Origin of the sequence: Bradyrhizobium sp. CCGUVB23, from assembly GCF_024199885.1 — a bacterium.
Classification (GTDB): Bacteria; Pseudomonadota; Alphaproteobacteria; order Rhizobiales; family Xanthobacteraceae; genus Bradyrhizobium.
Window position 1 is genome coordinate 1,460,514 of sequence record NZ_JANADQ010000001.1, and the last position, 14,131, is coordinate 1,474,644.

At 60.3% G+C, this 14,131-nt stretch carries 15 protein-coding genes; 12 read left to right on the top strand and 3 right to left on the bottom strand.

Annotated features, from left to right (window positions below):
• Positions 1–3: 3 nt before the first annotated feature.
• The 5 genes from NLN62_RS06825 to NLN62_RS06845 all read left to right on the top strand — a co-directional run bounded on the left by NLN62_RS06825 (position 4) and on the right by NLN62_RS06845 (position 4,881).
• On the top strand, positions 4–744 hold the full coding sequence (locus NLN62_RS06825) for a hypothetical protein (protein WP_254108118.1): 741 nt from the start codon (positions 4–6) through the stop codon (positions 742–744).
• Between the two features lie 211 nt (positions 745–955).
• Entirely contained in the window at positions 956–2,239 is a 1,284-nt protein-coding gene (locus tag NLN62_RS06830; protein WP_254108119.1) for a hypothetical protein, read from the top strand.
• Between the two features lie 235 nt (positions 2,240–2,474).
• Positions 2,475–2,927, top strand: coding sequence for a transposase (locus NLN62_RS06835; protein WP_254113323.1), 453 nt, complete (start codon positions 2,475–2,477; stop codon positions 2,925–2,927).
• Positions 2,924–3,280, top strand: coding sequence for an IS66 family insertion sequence element accessory protein TnpB (tnpB, locus tag NLN62_RS06840; RefSeq protein ID WP_254107233.1), 357 nt, complete (start codon positions 2,924–2,926; stop codon positions 3,278–3,280). Before NLN62_RS06835 ends, tnpB begins: the two co-directional genes overlap by 4 nt.
• Positions 3,281–3,402: 122 nt before the next feature.
• Positions 3,403–4,881, top strand: coding sequence for an IS66 family transposase (locus NLN62_RS06845; protein ID WP_254113322.1), 1,479 nt, complete (start codon positions 3,403–3,405; stop codon positions 4,879–4,881).
• 155 nt (positions 4,882–5,036) lie between these two features.
• Here NLN62_RS06845 and NLN62_RS06850 read toward each other — a convergent pair whose 3' ends face one another.
• Together NLN62_RS06850 and NLN62_RS06855 are read right to left on the bottom strand one after the other, a co-directional pair.
• On the bottom strand, positions 5,037–6,146 hold the full coding sequence (locus NLN62_RS06850; protein WP_371932926.1) for a polysaccharide biosynthesis/export family protein: 1,110 nt from the start codon (positions 6,144–6,146) through the stop codon (positions 5,037–5,039).
• A 206-nt stretch (positions 6,147–6,352) separates the two neighbouring features.
• Positions 6,353–7,900, bottom strand: a complete 1,548-nt coding sequence (locus tag NLN62_RS06855) for an undecaprenyl-phosphate glucose phosphotransferase (RefSeq protein WP_256575893.1) — start codon at positions 7,898–7,900, stop codon at positions 6,353–6,355.
• Between the two features lie 36 nt (positions 7,901–7,936).
• Between NLN62_RS06855 and NLN62_RS06860 the strand changes: the two genes are divergently transcribed.
• From NLN62_RS06860 to NLN62_RS06870, 3 genes are all read left to right on the top strand, one after another.
• Positions 7,937–8,632, top strand: a complete 696-nt coding sequence (locus NLN62_RS06860) for a hypothetical protein (protein ID WP_254108121.1) — start codon at positions 7,937–7,939, stop codon at positions 8,630–8,632.
• Positions 8,633–8,709: 77 nt separating this feature from the next.
• A complete protein-coding gene (locus NLN62_RS06865; protein WP_254108122.1) occupies positions 8,710–9,018 on the top strand; it encodes a hypothetical protein in 309 nt (102 codons plus the stop codon).
• Between the two features lie 127 nt (positions 9,019–9,145).
• Positions 9,146–10,423 (top strand): hypothetical protein, encoded by a 1,278-nt coding sequence (locus NLN62_RS06870; RefSeq protein WP_254108123.1) that lies wholly within the window; start codon positions 9,146–9,148, stop codon positions 10,421–10,423.
• A gap of 10 nt (positions 10,424–10,433) precedes the next feature.
• On the opposite strand, the gene NLN62_RS06875 is transcribed toward NLN62_RS06870, so the two are convergent.
• Complete coding sequence (locus NLN62_RS06875; protein WP_254108124.1) at positions 10,434–11,042, bottom strand: transglutaminase-like cysteine peptidase; 609 nt, start codon at positions 11,040–11,042, stop codon at positions 10,434–10,436.
• Positions 11,043–11,218: 176 nt separating this feature from the next.
• Between NLN62_RS06875 and NLN62_RS06880 the strand changes: the two genes are divergently transcribed.
• The 4 genes from NLN62_RS06880 (at position 11,219) to NLN62_RS06895 (ending at position 13,745) form a co-directional block, all read left to right on the top strand.
• Positions 11,219–11,959 (top strand): metallophosphoesterase family protein, encoded by a 741-nt coding sequence (locus tag NLN62_RS06880; RefSeq protein WP_254108125.1) that lies wholly within the window; start codon positions 11,219–11,221, stop codon positions 11,957–11,959.
• Between the two features lie 39 nt (positions 11,960–11,998).
• Positions 11,999–12,661 (top strand): hypothetical protein, encoded by a 663-nt coding sequence (locus NLN62_RS06885; protein WP_254108126.1) that lies wholly within the window; start codon positions 11,999–12,001, stop codon positions 12,659–12,661.
• Between the two features lie 112 nt (positions 12,662–12,773).
• On the top strand, positions 12,774–13,100 hold the full coding sequence (locus NLN62_RS06890) for a hypothetical protein (RefSeq protein ID WP_254108127.1): 327 nt from the start codon (positions 12,774–12,776) through the stop codon (positions 13,098–13,100).
• Between the two features lie 465 nt (positions 13,101–13,565).
• Positions 13,566–13,745: a hypothetical protein gene (locus NLN62_RS06895; protein WP_254108128.1), complete on the top strand. Its 180-nt coding sequence runs from the start codon at positions 13,566–13,568 to the stop codon at positions 13,743–13,745.
• Positions 13,746–14,131: the final 386 nt, after the last annotated feature.

A 14,131-nucleotide genomic window follows, 5' to 3' on the forward strand; every position in this document is an offset into this window, starting at 1 on the left:
CCAATGGTCAGTACCGTTGGTAAGTCAATCCTCGTATTGATCGCGCTCGTGTCAGCTGGCTGGGCCGCGTTCTTTTTTCGAAATCCTACGCAGGAAGTGCAGCTCGACAGCATTGCCAACGCGATTCTCTCGGGCACTGCGTTCAAGCGCAACCCTGTCTCCGAAGCTGCATTGTCCAGCGCCGAAAACCGGGCAATCTGTCGTCCTCGCGAGATTCGGGCCGCGACCATCATCCGCCTTCGCTTCTATGAAATGGCGGTAGATTCACTTGATACGCGCCTCGCCAATGAGCGCCTAAGCTCTCTCCGTTCCTCGGTGAGGCGTGCGTTGAGCTGCCTCCCGACCGACGGCCTCTTATGGTTCATCGAATATTGGAGCGCCATTAATCAGGGCGGCCAGATAAGCGACCATCTCGATGAATTGCGTATGTCTTACAGGCTCGCTCCCTACGAAGGTTGGATCGCACTTCGCAGCCCCTACGTCATCGCAATCTATGACGTGCTTCCGTCGGACTTGCAGGAGAGCGCCCGGAACGAATTTGTTTCCATCGTACGGACGGGCCTCATTCGAGACGCGGTGAGGATACTCAGGTCGGCAGGCTGGAGAAATCGTGACGAGTTGGTTGCAGGTCTTTCCACCGTACGACTGGATTTCCGCTCGCAATTGGAACGCGCTTTGCGATCTGAAGGCTTAACCGTCCAGATCCCTGGTGTGGAAACTCCGGAATTTCGACCTTGGCGTTGAGGCGCCGCCGTCTGCTGCCTGCATCTGGATCGAATGACATTGCGCAGCTGGAAACGACGAACGTACTCGGAACCCGCCGCTAACATCAGATTGCCCTAGAAAGCTGATCGATTCCTCCAAGTTTCCACCGCTTCGGAAAGAAGTTGGATGGCAAAATCGAGCTGCCTTCAAGAAGCTTTGCGTCGAGGCAACCTATACGGTGGGAGTTCCGATGGGTAAGCTATCTTTCGTATCGATCGTCGCGGCAGTCCTATTCAACTTCACTTCTCCTGGTTACGGCCAAATGTCCTCCGTACCGGCAACAAACGAGAGCACGGGGCGGCGAGGCGCACTGGACGGGGTTTGGCTCTGGACTTTGCCTGACACGCCGAACGGACTGAGACCCACCCAGAGCTGGCATGCGACCGGCTCGTCACCAAATGGCGATATTTACGTAGGCGGGATGGACCACCAGACGAACTCGGCCCTTTACCAGCTCAACTGGCAAACGGGAGCGCTCCGGCTCGTGGGTGATGCTCGTTCAGCATCGGAAGCAGCCAATAACTGGCAACCCGGCGAGACAGCCCAGAAATTCCACACGCGCCCGCTCTGGCACAACGGCAAAATCTACGTTGCCACCATGAACCGTTCAACTCTCGACGACGGGTACCTCAGCGAACGAGGCTTTCACTGGTACGCATTTGATCCGGCGCAGAACAGGTTTGACGATCTGAGCGCGTCCGAGCCTGCCGGCACAGCCGTCGACCACGGCAACGTTGTAACGCTTGCTTCTGATCCCCAGCGGAACGTGATCTATGCCGCAGGCGTACCCACCGGCGAGATATTCCGCTACGACGTCTCCAGTGGCCGGACATCCCGCCTGGGCAGGCCGGCCGTCTATGACCAGCATTTTGTCTATTCGGGTCGGGTCATGTGGGTAGATGGCCGGGGCCGTCTCTATTTCACGGCAAGCAACCCGGACCGCCCCTCAGTTTTCGCGCATATCTTCTATTACGATCCCGAAACCGGTTTCGGCGAGCGCAAGGATTGGCCCCTTCAGATCACGCAGGCGCTCGAGATGGGGCAATGCCTCGACAACAAGAAGCGATGCTTCTTCACGGACGACAAGGGTCACATTTACAGGTTCGACGACGATGGCCCATCCTGGTCGTATCTCGGGCAGCTCGACCTTCAACAACGCGCGTATGTTTGGTTGTTCAATGTCGCGCCTGACGGAAATACGGCTTACATCGGCACAAGTTTTCAATCGGATGGCAAGGCAGGCGCTCTGTTTGCATTTGATTTGCAGACTGCGACCACCAAAACTCTGTGTAATTTTGCCGACCTGGACCCCTCTCTTAAGAACCTGAACGCTCATACGGGATACGATGCATGGGATCCTGAAGGGCGATTCTATTTCGCAAGCTTCGATGGCGGCTCGCGTGCGCACGTGATCGTTACGCGCCTGGACATTCGTCGGCTGGAAGCGGCGGCCGGGATACCGAGCAAGCATTGAGCAAAGCCGCGGTCGGGCGAAGCAACGTTAGACTGGGTGCCTTGCCGACGAGGTCTCCGCGTTGTCACGCGGACTGCCCGCCTATATTGCTGCAGATTGATCCGCACGGCTGAGTTCGCTCGGGACCTACACGATAATACGTAACTTGGAAGTAAGCGTCGTTCCGCTCCCACCTTCTCGCGGCACATGGGATAGGCGAGTTTCACGATCTCTTTAAAGGGATCGGCCTGTGTCTATGCTTGACCATACGCTTAAGTCGGACGTGACGGCGCGCCGGCTGGAAGTGATCACGGAGACGGGACGCCGTCGTTGGTTCTCGAAGGACGACAAGGCCCGGATCGTCGAGGAGACGCTGGTACCAGGCGCGGTCGTTTCCGAGATTGCCCGACGACACGGGCTGACCCCACAACAAGTGTTCACCTGGCGCCGGCAAGCACGCCGGTTGCCGACGCCGATGGCTGACGATCCGCCGTTTGTACCGGCGGTGGTAGACGCCATGGTACCGGCCGTGGCTGTTGGCCATGAGCGCAAGACAGCGCGACGCAAGGCCAAGCCGGATGTCCGGGCTCGCCCTTGCGATGCCGGGGGCATCGAGATCGAAGCCGAAGGCGTCACTATCCGGGTCGGCCGCGGTGCGGACGTGGCGATGATTGCGGCCATCGTCCATGCGCTGAAGGCAAGCCGGTGATCGGCCCGTCCGGAACTGTCCGGGTAATGGTGGCAACCAAGCCGGTCGACTTCCGCAAGGGAATGGAGGGGCTTGCGATGCTTGTACGCGAGCACATGAAGGCCGATCCGTTCTCGGGTGCTGTTTATGTGTTCCGTGCCAAGCGGGCGGACCGGATCAAGCTGATCTTCTGGGACGGTACGGGTTTGTGCCTGTTCGCCAAGCGGCTCGAGGAAGGCGTCTTCCGCTGGCCGAAGATCGAGGATGGCGTGATGCGTTTGTCGGCGGTGGAATTGTCGGCGCTGCTCGAAGGGCTCGATTGGCGGCGTGTCCACGCGGCACGGGAGACGGTCGTCCCGACGCAAGCCGGATAGTTGTGGGCCGCGCTGCGGCGAAGTGAATCAGGGGCATCGAGCACGTCGTCAGGCGAGCGCGAATATGCTCTGATTTGCCTGTGAGCGATAACCTTCCTGATGATCCCGAGACGCTGAAGGCGATGCTGCTGGCCGAGCGGCACGAGAGCGAGCGGCTGCGCCAGATCATCAAAGAGCTGCAGCGTCATCGCTTTGGCCGGAAGGCAGAGTCGCTTCCCGAGGAGCAGATGCTGCTCGGTCTCGAGGACGTCCAACAGGTTGCGGCCTATACGGAAGCCAGCCAGGACGAGACAGCACCGGAAGGGCGAGCGGAGCGCGCACGCAAGCGCCGCAACAATCGCGGAGCACTACCGGCGCATCTGCCGCGGATCGAGGTCGTGGTCGACCTCGACGCCAAGACCTGCCCCTGCTGCAAGGGCGACCTGCACCAGATCGGCGAAGACAAGAGCGAGCGGCTGGACATGGTGCCGGCGCAGTTCCGCGTTGTCGTCACCCGACGTCCCAAATACGCCTGCCGAGCCTGCGAAGATGGCGTCATGCAGGCCGAGGCTCCGGCCCGCTTGATCGAGGGCGGACTGCCGACGGAGGCAACCGTCGCCCAGGTTCTGGTGTCCAAATATGCCGATCATCTGCCGCTCTACCGGCAGGCCCAGATCTATGCCCGCCAGGGCATCGCTCTCGATCGATCGACACTGGCGGACTGGGTGGGGCATGCCGCCTTCCATCTGCGCCCGCTGCATGAGCGCCTTCTCACGGTGCTTCGCGCGAGGTCCAAGCTGTTCGCCGACGAGACGACGGTGCCGGTGCTCGATCCAGGCCGGGGCCGCACCAAAACCGGCCAGCTCTGGGCCTATGCCGCCGACGACAGGCCCTGGGGCGGTCTCGATCCGCCAGGCATCGCCTATGTCTATGCACCCGACCGCAAAGCCGAGCGGCTGTTCAGCCATCTTGCCGGCTTCAAGGGCGTCCTGCAGGTCGATGGCTACAACGCCTACCCAAAGCTTGCCGAACGTGGCGAGGTCGAGCTCGCCTTCTGCTGGGCGCACATGCGGCGCAACTTCTACGAACTCGCGACAGCCGGCCCCGCTCCGATCGCGAGCGACGCGCTGAAGCACATCGCCGCATTCTATGGGATCGAGAAGGAGATCCGCGGCCGCAGCGCGGAGGAACGTCGCCTCGTGCGGCAGCAGAAGAGCCGACCACTGGCTGATGCCTTCGAGGTATGGCTGCGCGCCAAGCTGGCTCTCATCAGCCAGAAGATCAAGCTCGCCGACGCCATCCGCTACGCCCTCTCGCGCTGGCAAGGCTTAACTCGCTTCATCGATGACGGCCGCATCGAACTCGACAACAATACCGTCGAACGATCAATCCGTGGCATCAAGCTCAGTCGCAAAAACGCACTATTTGCTGGATCCGACGGTGGTGCCGAGCACTGGGCTGTCGTCGCGTCCCTGGTCGAGACCTGCAAGATCAACGACGTCGATCCGCTCGCCTATCTCACCGATGTCCTGACCAGGATCGTCAACGGGCATCCAAACCGCGACATCGACCAGCTACTGCCCTGGGCCTACCGCGCTCAAGCCCTCAAAGCCGTGGCCTGAGAACGACGCTTACACTTGGAACGACACGCAGTCCTGTGCATCACCCAGCGGCCGCGCGTAAGGCGTGCACTGAACTTCGCAGGTTGGAGACGGCAGCAGAACCGCATGCGCATCCGGCCAACTCGCCACGTACATGGTACGTGGCGAGAAGTTCGCTATAGCCTTGAATTGATCCTGAGGATCTGTCCGTTGTTCGCGGTCACGACCGTATCGTTGGCGGTTGCGATTATGAGACGAACGAACTGCAGGAATTTGGCCGTATCAACCGTCGCCGCATTGGCCGCGAACAAGACGTCCTTGTCCCGCATGTCAAACTTGGTCGCGAGGAAGTAGGCGGCCGGATCCCTGAAATCCGCGTTGTAGACGATCGGCACCGTGGGCCCCACATACTTGGAGCAATCGACGCCCAACCGCTCTGCAAGCTCCCGCGGCTCACGGCGGTACACGTAAACGCCGCTCGGCTCAGCTTGCAGGTCCAGCAGGCCGCCCGCCTTGGCCATCGCCTGCGCCATGTTGATTTTCCACATATCGAACGGGAACTGGCCCTGCGCGCCTGACGCTCCGAAGGCGAGGAAGATCTGTGGCTCGCGATAGACGTAGATCGTATCCCCCGGATGGGCCCAGACGTTATTGGCCGGCTGGTAGACAAGGGCTCCAAACGGAACGGTCGCGCGCTTGCCTTTGCGCTCGAGCGTCACCCAGGTTTCCCAGCCCTGCCCCTTCGGCCCGCCGGCGCGGGAGATGACGTCAAGGATGCGCTCGCCGGCCGCATTGGCCGTCAAACGGGTGGGTGCATTGACCTCGCCCAGGACGCTGATCAGCGAGGTATTCTGGGTGATCAGCGAGACCACGACCTGCGGTTCAATCGCTCGGTTGCCAATCGCCTTGACGATGTCCTGTTGAATCTCGCTGGGGGTACGGCCATCGGCTTTGATCGCACCCGCATATGGGACCGTGATGAACCCGGCCGAATCGACGTTCTGATTGGGTAACGAAACAAAGTTACCCGGACGGACGCCGGCCTCGGCCGGGATGAACAGACCGCCCGCCGCCGCTTCGAAGATCGAAACTGCTACGACGTCACCGATACCAAACTTGATGGAGGGCGGCGGCCGATTATCCGGGAACGACCCGGCGATGGCCCCAGGCCCGTATTCCCTGACGATATCGACGACTTGGGGGGTGAGCTTCACCAGCCCGTATTCCGGGCCATTCACCGTGTGCTCGCTCTTGATGACGTGATCCTCAGGACCCGACATCGGCATGATCGAGCACCCTGCCGACAGCAGAGTTACCGCCAATACCCCCCCAAGCCAAATACCCCGCGCCACACCAGTCCCCTTCAATTTTGCCCCCGCAAACTCGACCGTTTCTCCAACAGAGTCAACGAACTCAGCCCCCTCCAGCCGATGATAACCTGCCGTTGTTGCGAGACGGCTACAGCACCGATGATATGTTGAGCAGAAGCCGCCTAGTAGGCGTTGTTGCGGCGCACAAGTTCGAGGCAGGTGAGCAAAAGGATCTTGAGGTCCAGCCCCAGGCTCCAATTGTTGATGTACCAAAGGTCGCGATCGACCCGCCCCTTCATCTGCTCGACGCGCGCAGTCTCGCCCCGGTATCCCTTGACTTGTGCCCAGCCTGTAATACCGGGCTTGACATGATGCCGAAACGCATAGTCCGACAACAATTGGCCGAAGTGACTGTCATGCGCGAGCGCGTGCGGCCGGGGACCAACCAAGGACATTTCTCCCCGCAGCACGTTCACCAGCTGTGGAATCTCATCGATACTCGTGCGACGGAGGATCCGTCCGACTTTGGTGACCCGCGGGTCGAAGCGCTGAGCCTGCACGACGGTCGCACCGTCTTCCATGACGGTCATTGTTCTGAACTTGAAGATCGAAAATTGCTTCGTGTTAAAACCGTTGCGTCGCTGGCGGAACAGGACAGGCCCCGGCGAATCGAGCTTGATCGCGAGTGCGCTCAGCAGCATCAAGGGCGCAAGCATGATCAGACCGATGGAAGCTCCAATGATGTCGAGCGCACGCTTTGACACCAGCTCCGTGCGCGTCAAAGGCCCGCGCTGGATCTCGACCGAAAGCGAATTCTTCAGGTGATACGACGGATTCCCCGCGAACGAACGAATGCGACGGTCCGGCAACAATTGGACCGGGAGCGGCGAAGTCCTAAGGCCATCGCGCACGAGCTCGATCTTGCGGGTATCACTCCACGGGAACGCGAGCACGATCTCGTCGACAGCCCGGTCGCGCGCAACCGCAAGGGCTCGCTCAAGCGAGGACGATTCATCGGCCGTCATGGCGAATCCGCCATTGCTCTGGCTTGAAAAAGTAACGCGTTCCACCTCGCTGAGGCCATACTGCTCCAACAACTCTTCTGTCCCGAGCAAAGCCAGTTCCTGGCGCGTGCCCAACAAGATCGCGCGCCGCCCGTGGACCTGCCCCTCCGCGACCATTACGGACACAAGTCGCTTCGCCATGCGACGGCAGATCACGAGCAGCACAAGCGCGAGACCGCCAAAACAGATGACGGATCCGCGGGAGAACGAGGCGCCGCTTTTCATCAGAAACGCAAGCAGCGCCAGCAACAGGCCGACCAACGACCATTGCGCGAAGATCCGTCCGACATCCCTTCTCTTTTTCGCCAGCGCCTCGCGCAGATCATAAAACCCGGTCGAATGCCCGAGGAGAACATAGAGCAAGGCCGCCACCGGACCGGCGCCGAGGACCGGCTCGACGTGATTGAGATCGCCGTACGCAACGATTTGGTACAGCCCTCCCCCGAATACACTGGCGAGCATGATCACCGCGGCGTCCACAGACGCCAGCACGTGCTGGAGCGCAAAGTATGGGATCTTGATGCTGAGCCCGGACCGTCGGGCGACGGCCAGGAGGTCTGACTCCGGCTGACCTCCCGCCGCATGTTCAGCGGTGACGGCCGGAATTGGATTTTGAGGGATCAAAATCACCTCCACAATGCGCCCAAGCTTTAAAGAGAGAATCATTAAATATGCTGCATTGCAATAAAATTGTGTACTGCAATGAATAAACTTCTTATGATTGAATTCACTACTGCCAAACCATTGGGCAATTCGTCAAGGCTTGTTTGGCATTGCATTTGGGCGCAACTGCGACCTATGAAGAGCTTGAGTCTCCTTCCGCTGCTCGTGCTGTTGCTCGCAGGAGCTGCCCAGTCCGAGCCGGCAAACCGTCCGCTCCAGGGGTGCATCCCGGGCGCGAGCGCGGATCAGCAACGACTTTGCGACCGACAGGCCTCCGAACAGCTAACCAGCGCCAGCCGTATTACTGCGCTGGACGGGGGATGGCAGCTCGTCCGCACCAAAAATCCGTCCGGAGGAGCCGACGCTGTCTCGGTCATGCATGTGGCAGATTCCTCGACGTCAGACCTGAGCCTTGCTGGTCTGAACCTTCAATGTGGCCAAAAAGGCGTCGAAGTCGTTCTGGTGACTCTGGAACGCAGGTCGCGCGCAGACCGTCCAAAGGTAGCACTGAGCACGACCGGCGGCCGAAGCGAATTTGAAGCAACTGTCGTCCAGGCCGGCGAAGCCCTGTTGCTGCCACAGTCTGCATCAGACCTCGCCGGCCATGATTGGCTGAACTCGCCCCAACTATCCGTTGAGATCGAAGCTAAGCCCGCCCCAATCCGCGGCGTCATACCCATTATGGGTCTCGCCGCAGCAATGAAAGCGCTAACCACGAACTGTGCCGTCCGTTAATCCTGCATGGCAGCGCAGGGAACGATTGACGGTTCCTTAGGAATTTGGGTGAAAGGGTGGTCGCCGGAGACACATTTATGATCCCGGCGGCCATATTCTTGTTTCTTGTTGGTGCAGTCCTCGCGTGGGCCTTTCGCGTCTGGATTCTGGTGCCGTTCTGCCTACTCTCGATGATTGTTGCCGTCGCGATCGAGCTCAGTCTCGGGACGAGCATCGCGGCCGCCTTCGGCTATGGCCTTTTGGTTGGGTTCGCACCGCAGCTCGGTTACGCGTTTGGTCTTGTGGCGCAGGCCACGCTGCTCGCGCGATTTGCGCAGCCTGGATCTACGCGCAAGGCTTCCGTGGCGCTGCTCTACAAGAGGGCATCCCTCGATCAACGGCGATAGCGCTGTAACATCGTGACTAAGGGAAGCGGTGGCCTTCAAGCGGCCCAATAGCGTTTGGCGACGAGCAATTCACATGCGATACTTGCCTTCTCTGGTCGGCAACCTCTCGCACATCAAAAAGCCTCCCTTGTCCATCGCCTCTTACTTGCTGGTCGCGCTGTTGGCCACTGCTCCGGCAGCCATCATCGCCAATGACGGCTACGTGCAGTCTGCGATTCTCCCCCTGATCGCTCTCACGCTGGCATTTGCTGCCATGTCTGCGAGCTCGCCCGAGATCGCTTTGGCCAAGCAGACCCTGAAACGATTCGCCCTGGCAATTCTTGTTCCGATCATCTGGATGATCGTGCAGATCCTCCCCCCTCCCGTTTCCTCGCTTGCAAATCCCATTTGGTCGAGTGCGGCAATCGCATTGAACGCGCCCTCGCTGTCGGGGCACATCAGCATCGATCCCGGGGCCACATTGCACAGCCTGGTCTGTTATCTGGCCGTCTTCGCGGTGATCGTTTCGACCGTTCTTGTTACCAAAGACCGACGTCGGGCCGAGTTGATCCTGCTGGTCTTAACGGTGGCCGCGACACTCGTGGCGCTCACCTATTTGCTGGGACGAGCCGACCAGCTGGCAGCGACAGGCGGCGTGGTCGCGTTGACTGCCTTGCTCGCCGCCTTGGCCAACGGAGCCGTGGTCGCCATGGCCGTCGAGCGACATCTCAATCACTCCGAAGCGATCCTTTCTATTTCGGCTCAGCACCTGTTGCAGATGCTTCTGGGCGTTTGTGGCATTGCGGTTTCGGTTGCAGCGATCGTGGCTCTTGGGCAGAGACACCTTCTCAGCCTGGCGGGGCTGGGATTTGCGCTGATGCTGTTTGTCGCAGTGGTGCGCCGACTGGGCCTTCGTCCCTGGCCAGCGACGATTCTCGCGCTCATCTTGGTCGCCGCGACCGGGGCCGGGCTCGCCCGGTCTGCCGCCTCGACGGACCTGTTGAGGCTCGCCGAATCCTCAACGGATGAGTCGCTTGCAATTGCCCAGCGCGCCTTGTCGGGCTCCCCATGGGTCGGAAACGGCGTCGGCAGCTTCGCGGAGATTTCGCGCGTCTACAGGGATTTCGGGATCAGCGGGCTCGTCATGCCGCCATCGACCGCTGTTGCGGTCGCGATTGAATGGGGGCGGCCGGCGCTGCTGGTTCTTGCCGCGCTTGCGCTTCAGCTCTTCTTCTTCAATTTGCGAGGCGCCGTCGGTCGGGGACGCGATTCCTTCTTCGCTTCACTGGCTGCTGCCGGCGTGCTTTGCGCCCTGTGTGCAAGCTTTGTTGACCCGGGGCTGCTGGCACCCGTCCTCCAAATCATTCTCGCGGTCATGGTTGGACTCGGCATCTCGCAATGCGCGGGACGAACCAGCAGCGTCTAGGCCGGCACGGTCAGACCCGGCTGGTCGCAATGGTCGCCCAGAGCTTGGAATTCGGCATTTGCATCCGAACCCAGCGATAGGGAACGCGCGACCACGGCTTGATGACCTGCGTCATGTTGTCGAGCACCAGATCTCCGCTCATGGTGCGAACCACCAGGATAAGGTGATGCTCACCTGAATTGACAACCACCTCGCTCAAGAGCAAGGCCCGCGCCGGCCAGCCGCGCGCCAGCAACTCATGTCGTTTGCTCACCGCATAGTCGTTGCAATCGCCCCGGCTGGGGTTGATCAGCCATTGCTCGCCAGCGAGGCCAAGTTCATTGCGCTCCGGGCTGATCTCCCGGTTTACCATCAGATTGACTTCCTTCAGGTCAGCCGATCGTTCCTCGGTCAGCCGAACCGGCCCGCCCCGAAACAGCGGCCGCGCCCGGCACTCGCCCCGGTAGCGGAGGCAGAATTGCGTATAAGCCATCGGCGGCAACGTCGGCGTCTCCAGCTTGATATGCTGGATTGCCGACTGCAGCCCCATCGGCATTCCCCACAGGCCCGCATGCGCCGGCTGAAACCAGCTGACGACCGCAGCGATTGCCCCCGCGGCCATGATCGAGACGTTACGCATTGGTTGCTCCCCACGACTTTATCGGCTAGGAGGCTACCGGTAACAGCTTGAAATTCTGCGCTATTTCGACCGCCAAATAGAATCAAAAGTCGCACAGGCGTTTTTCGTTCCGTTTACCATGAGCTATCAATGATTCGGGGCTACGATTGCAAAGCGCCATGAAAGCCCTTCGGTAAATGCTAAGATCGTCGCGATCAAAATCCAAGCTGCGCAAGCCGAAGCTTCCGGACGGACTTCGCATCTACGCGATCAGCGACGTCCACGGATGCGCCGATCTTCTTCAGCAGATGTTTGCCGTGATCGACCGCGACCTTACCACGATCGGCTCGCGGCGGGCGATTCATGTCTTTCTCGGCGACTACATTGACCGCGGGCCGGACTCCAACCGGACGATCGAGCTCCTGATCGAACGTGGCCTGAAGCATGAATCTGTGTTCTTGAGGGGCAATCACGAGGCGTTTCTGCTCGATGTCCTGGAGGACCCCGCCCGCCTGAATGAGTGGCGGCAGTTTGGCGGGCTCCAAACGCTGACATCCTATGGACTGAGACCTTCGCTTAACCCTGATCCGGGCGAGCAGGCGGACCTGATTCAACAACTGGCACAGGCCATTCCGCCGCATCAAATGAAGTTCTTGCAAGGACTCCGGCCCCGCTTCGTGTGCGGCGACTTCTTTTTCGTTCACGCCGGCGTGCGACCGGGTGTGCCGCTGGCAAAGCAGGAAGAAAACGACCTGCTATGGATCCGCGAGGAGTTTCTCTTGAGTGATGACAATTTCGGCAAGTATATCGTTCATGGCCATACGCCGGTCCATCAGCCAGATATCCGCTCCAACCGAGCCAACATCGATACCGGCGCCTATGCGACGGGCAATTTGACACTGTTGACCATTCAGCACGATAACCTGCTTGCGCTTTGACGCGAGCAGCATGGTCAGGCTTGTTCGCCAGAGAATTGAATGACCTCGTCGGATACCATTCGCGCCGCTCTGACTGGCCTCGCCCTGTTCATCGGCGCCTACGGACTCGCATTGCCCCTCGCCGGGATGATTGCCTCTGAACGCCCCAAATTTCCCCGCGACCCGCAACAAGCGATGACGGCTTCTTCGGTGATGCCGAGTTGGGCCAGCCTCATCGCCCCCTTTGATTCCCGGGTCCTGAGCAGTCAGGCGCTCAACCTGGCCTTTCAGGCGATCCAGCATGGCCAATCCGCGACCGGCACCGGCGGTGAAAGCGACCTCGCCCGATCACAGCTCACGAACGCTCTTTCCAGGGTCCCTTACGACGCCGAACTGTGGCTTGCCCTGGCGTTGCTCGAGGCGCAACGCGATCCGAGCGGCCCGGCGACCGTCGAAGCGCTCCGGATGGCCTACTTCACAGCCCCGAACGAGGCCGAGCTGATGCCGGTGCGGCTGGACACGGCGACGCGGTTCGATGCCCTTGCAGACCCCGATCTGAGGGAATTGGTGCAAGGCGACGTGCGCCTAATGCTGACGCGTCAACCGGACCAGAAGGCCGCAGTCCTGTCGGCTTATCGCCGCGCCTCCAGCCGAGGCAAAGCGTTCTTGGAAGAGGCGATTCAGACGATCGCCCCCACATTTTTGACGACGCTACGTCGCTAGCTGGCCATTCACCCGGGTCAGCAGGCTCGGGGACCGCACGACTGCTTCCGGGAGAACGTATTGCTCGTCCCGATTGGACCGTCTAAGATTGGAACACTTTGGGGAGCACACCATGCGATCATCTCTTGCCTTTCTCGCGCTCGCATCGAGCCTGACCGTCGCGTCCGCGGCACCATCATTTGCTGCCGACTACGCCGTGCCTCCGATCACACGGCACGCCGCAACCGTGCCGTATATTGACCGCGGTCCAAATCCCTATTGCGGCCCGCGGTGCGGTTGTCCGATCGTGGCACGCGTCCGGCACCATTCGCTCGAGCAGGCTTATTCTTATACATTTGACCCACGCACGAGAGACGAGCCGCACTATTATTATGGTCCGGTTCGCACCTACGTCCGCTACGCCAATCCGGCCTATCCGGAGCAAGTGCTGACGTACTGAGAATCCCAGGAAGCGGGCGTCGCACAGCCTCTGGACGCCGCAAACCTCGCGCGTTCGATTAAGCGAGGATCAATTGCGATCACCTAGCCTCACGGTTAGAGGGGCAGTGTCGTGATCGCAATTCAATCTCTTTCCTGCGCATTCGTCGTGTGCATGGCGCTTACTTTCGCCAGTTACATCCTATTGGATCATTTTTTGCGGCAGTGGATCGACGAGTTCTAACCGCCGTAACTGCGTCCGGCGGAGTGGTTTTTTTGGAGTCATTGACCGGCTCACGTACCGCCCTCCTCGGATCCCACCGCTCAGATAGATCGCAAGGCTTCGGCTGTTGACGAACAGCTGGGCCCCTGCTCAAGCAGATTCTCCGCAACCCCGCCCTTGCCATGCGGGTGGGCCCAGGGCGAGCGGAACTTCACGCGCACTTTGGGCTTAATCCATTGCACGAAATCTGCCGAAGGCGGCGCAATGGCGCGCAACAAGAGTACGCGTTGGACCGAAGATCAAAAAGCGGAACTGCTCAAGCTCAATGCAGCGGGAGATCCGCCGCGGTTGATTGCTGCTAAGTTGCAGCGCTCCGAACGGTCCGTGTCTGTACGTCTGGCCCAGCTCAGGAAATCTCCTCGACAAAATGGACGCCATCTTTGATTTGCCTGCTGAAGTCAGGCGACATCGCCACTTCCCGCTGGGCTAAAGTCACCATCTCAACATTCAACCAAAGAAAGTATCGCGGCAATTGATCGCGAATGCACTCGCCTATCGATGGCTAGGTGCTGCTGTGCCTGAACTCCGGAAACCGGCTCAGCATCGCCGCCTTCAAGAACTTGAAATGCGCAATCGAGGAGGTGAGCTCCTTGAGCCGGCGCTGGCCGCCCTGTATTTCCTTGTCGAACAGATCCTGGCGGCGCTTGTCCAGCGCTCGCGCTCCAGATATTCGTCGTTGCCGTTACCGGCCGGGCAGGAAATCCTCGACCGGCGGTTCAGGCCTGATTGCTCCCGGTCCGCCGCCTGCAAGGCGCTCTCGATCGCTTCCA

What these genes read in the sequence shown, in the direction of transcription:
- NLN62_RS06825 (WP_254108118.1), top strand. Translation starts at nt 4, where the DNA reads ATGGTCAGTACCGTTGGTAAGTCAATCCTCGTATTGATCGCGCTCGTG.
- NLN62_RS06830 (WP_254108119.1), top strand. Translation starts at nt 956, where the DNA reads ATGGGTAAGCTATCTTTCGTATCGATCGTCGCGGCAGTCCTATTCAAC.
- NLN62_RS06835 (WP_254113323.1), top strand. Translation starts at nt 2,475, where the DNA reads ATGCTTGACCATACGCTTAAGTCGGACGTGACGGCGCGCCGGCTGGAA.
- NLN62_RS06845 (WP_254113322.1), top strand. Translation starts at nt 3,403, where the DNA reads ATGCTGCTGGCCGAGCGGCACGAGAGCGAGCGGCTGCGCCAGATCATC.
- NLN62_RS06850 (WP_371932926.1), bottom strand. Translation starts at nt 6,146, where the DNA reads ATGCCGATGTCGGGTCCTGAGGATCACGTCATCAAGAGCGAGCACACG.
- NLN62_RS06855 (WP_256575893.1), bottom strand. Translation starts at nt 7,900, where the DNA reads ATGATTCTCTCTTTAAAGCTTGGGCGCATTGTGGAGGTGATTTTGATC.
- NLN62_RS06860 (WP_254108121.1), top strand. Translation starts at nt 7,937, where the DNA reads ATGAATAAACTTCTTATGATTGAATTCACTACTGCCAAACCATTGGGC.
- NLN62_RS06865 (WP_254108122.1), top strand. Translation starts at nt 8,710, where the DNA reads ATGATCCCGGCGGCCATATTCTTGTTTCTTGTTGGTGCAGTCCTCGCG.
- NLN62_RS06875 (WP_254108124.1), bottom strand. Translation starts at nt 11,042, where the DNA reads ATGCGTAACGTCTCGATCATGGCCGCGGGGGCAATCGCTGCGGTCGTC.
- NLN62_RS06880 (WP_254108125.1), top strand. Translation starts at nt 11,219, where the DNA reads ATGCTAAGATCGTCGCGATCAAAATCCAAGCTGCGCAAGCCGAAGCTT.
- NLN62_RS06885 (WP_254108126.1), top strand. Translation starts at nt 11,999, where the DNA reads ATGACCTCGTCGGATACCATTCGCGCCGCTCTGACTGGCCTCGCCCTG.
- NLN62_RS06890 (WP_254108127.1), top strand. Translation starts at nt 12,774, where the DNA reads ATGCGATCATCTCTTGCCTTTCTCGCGCTCGCATCGAGCCTGACCGTC.
- NLN62_RS06895 (WP_254108128.1), top strand. Translation starts at nt 13,566, where the DNA reads ATGGCGCGCAACAAGAGTACGCGTTGGACCGAAGATCAAAAAGCGGAA.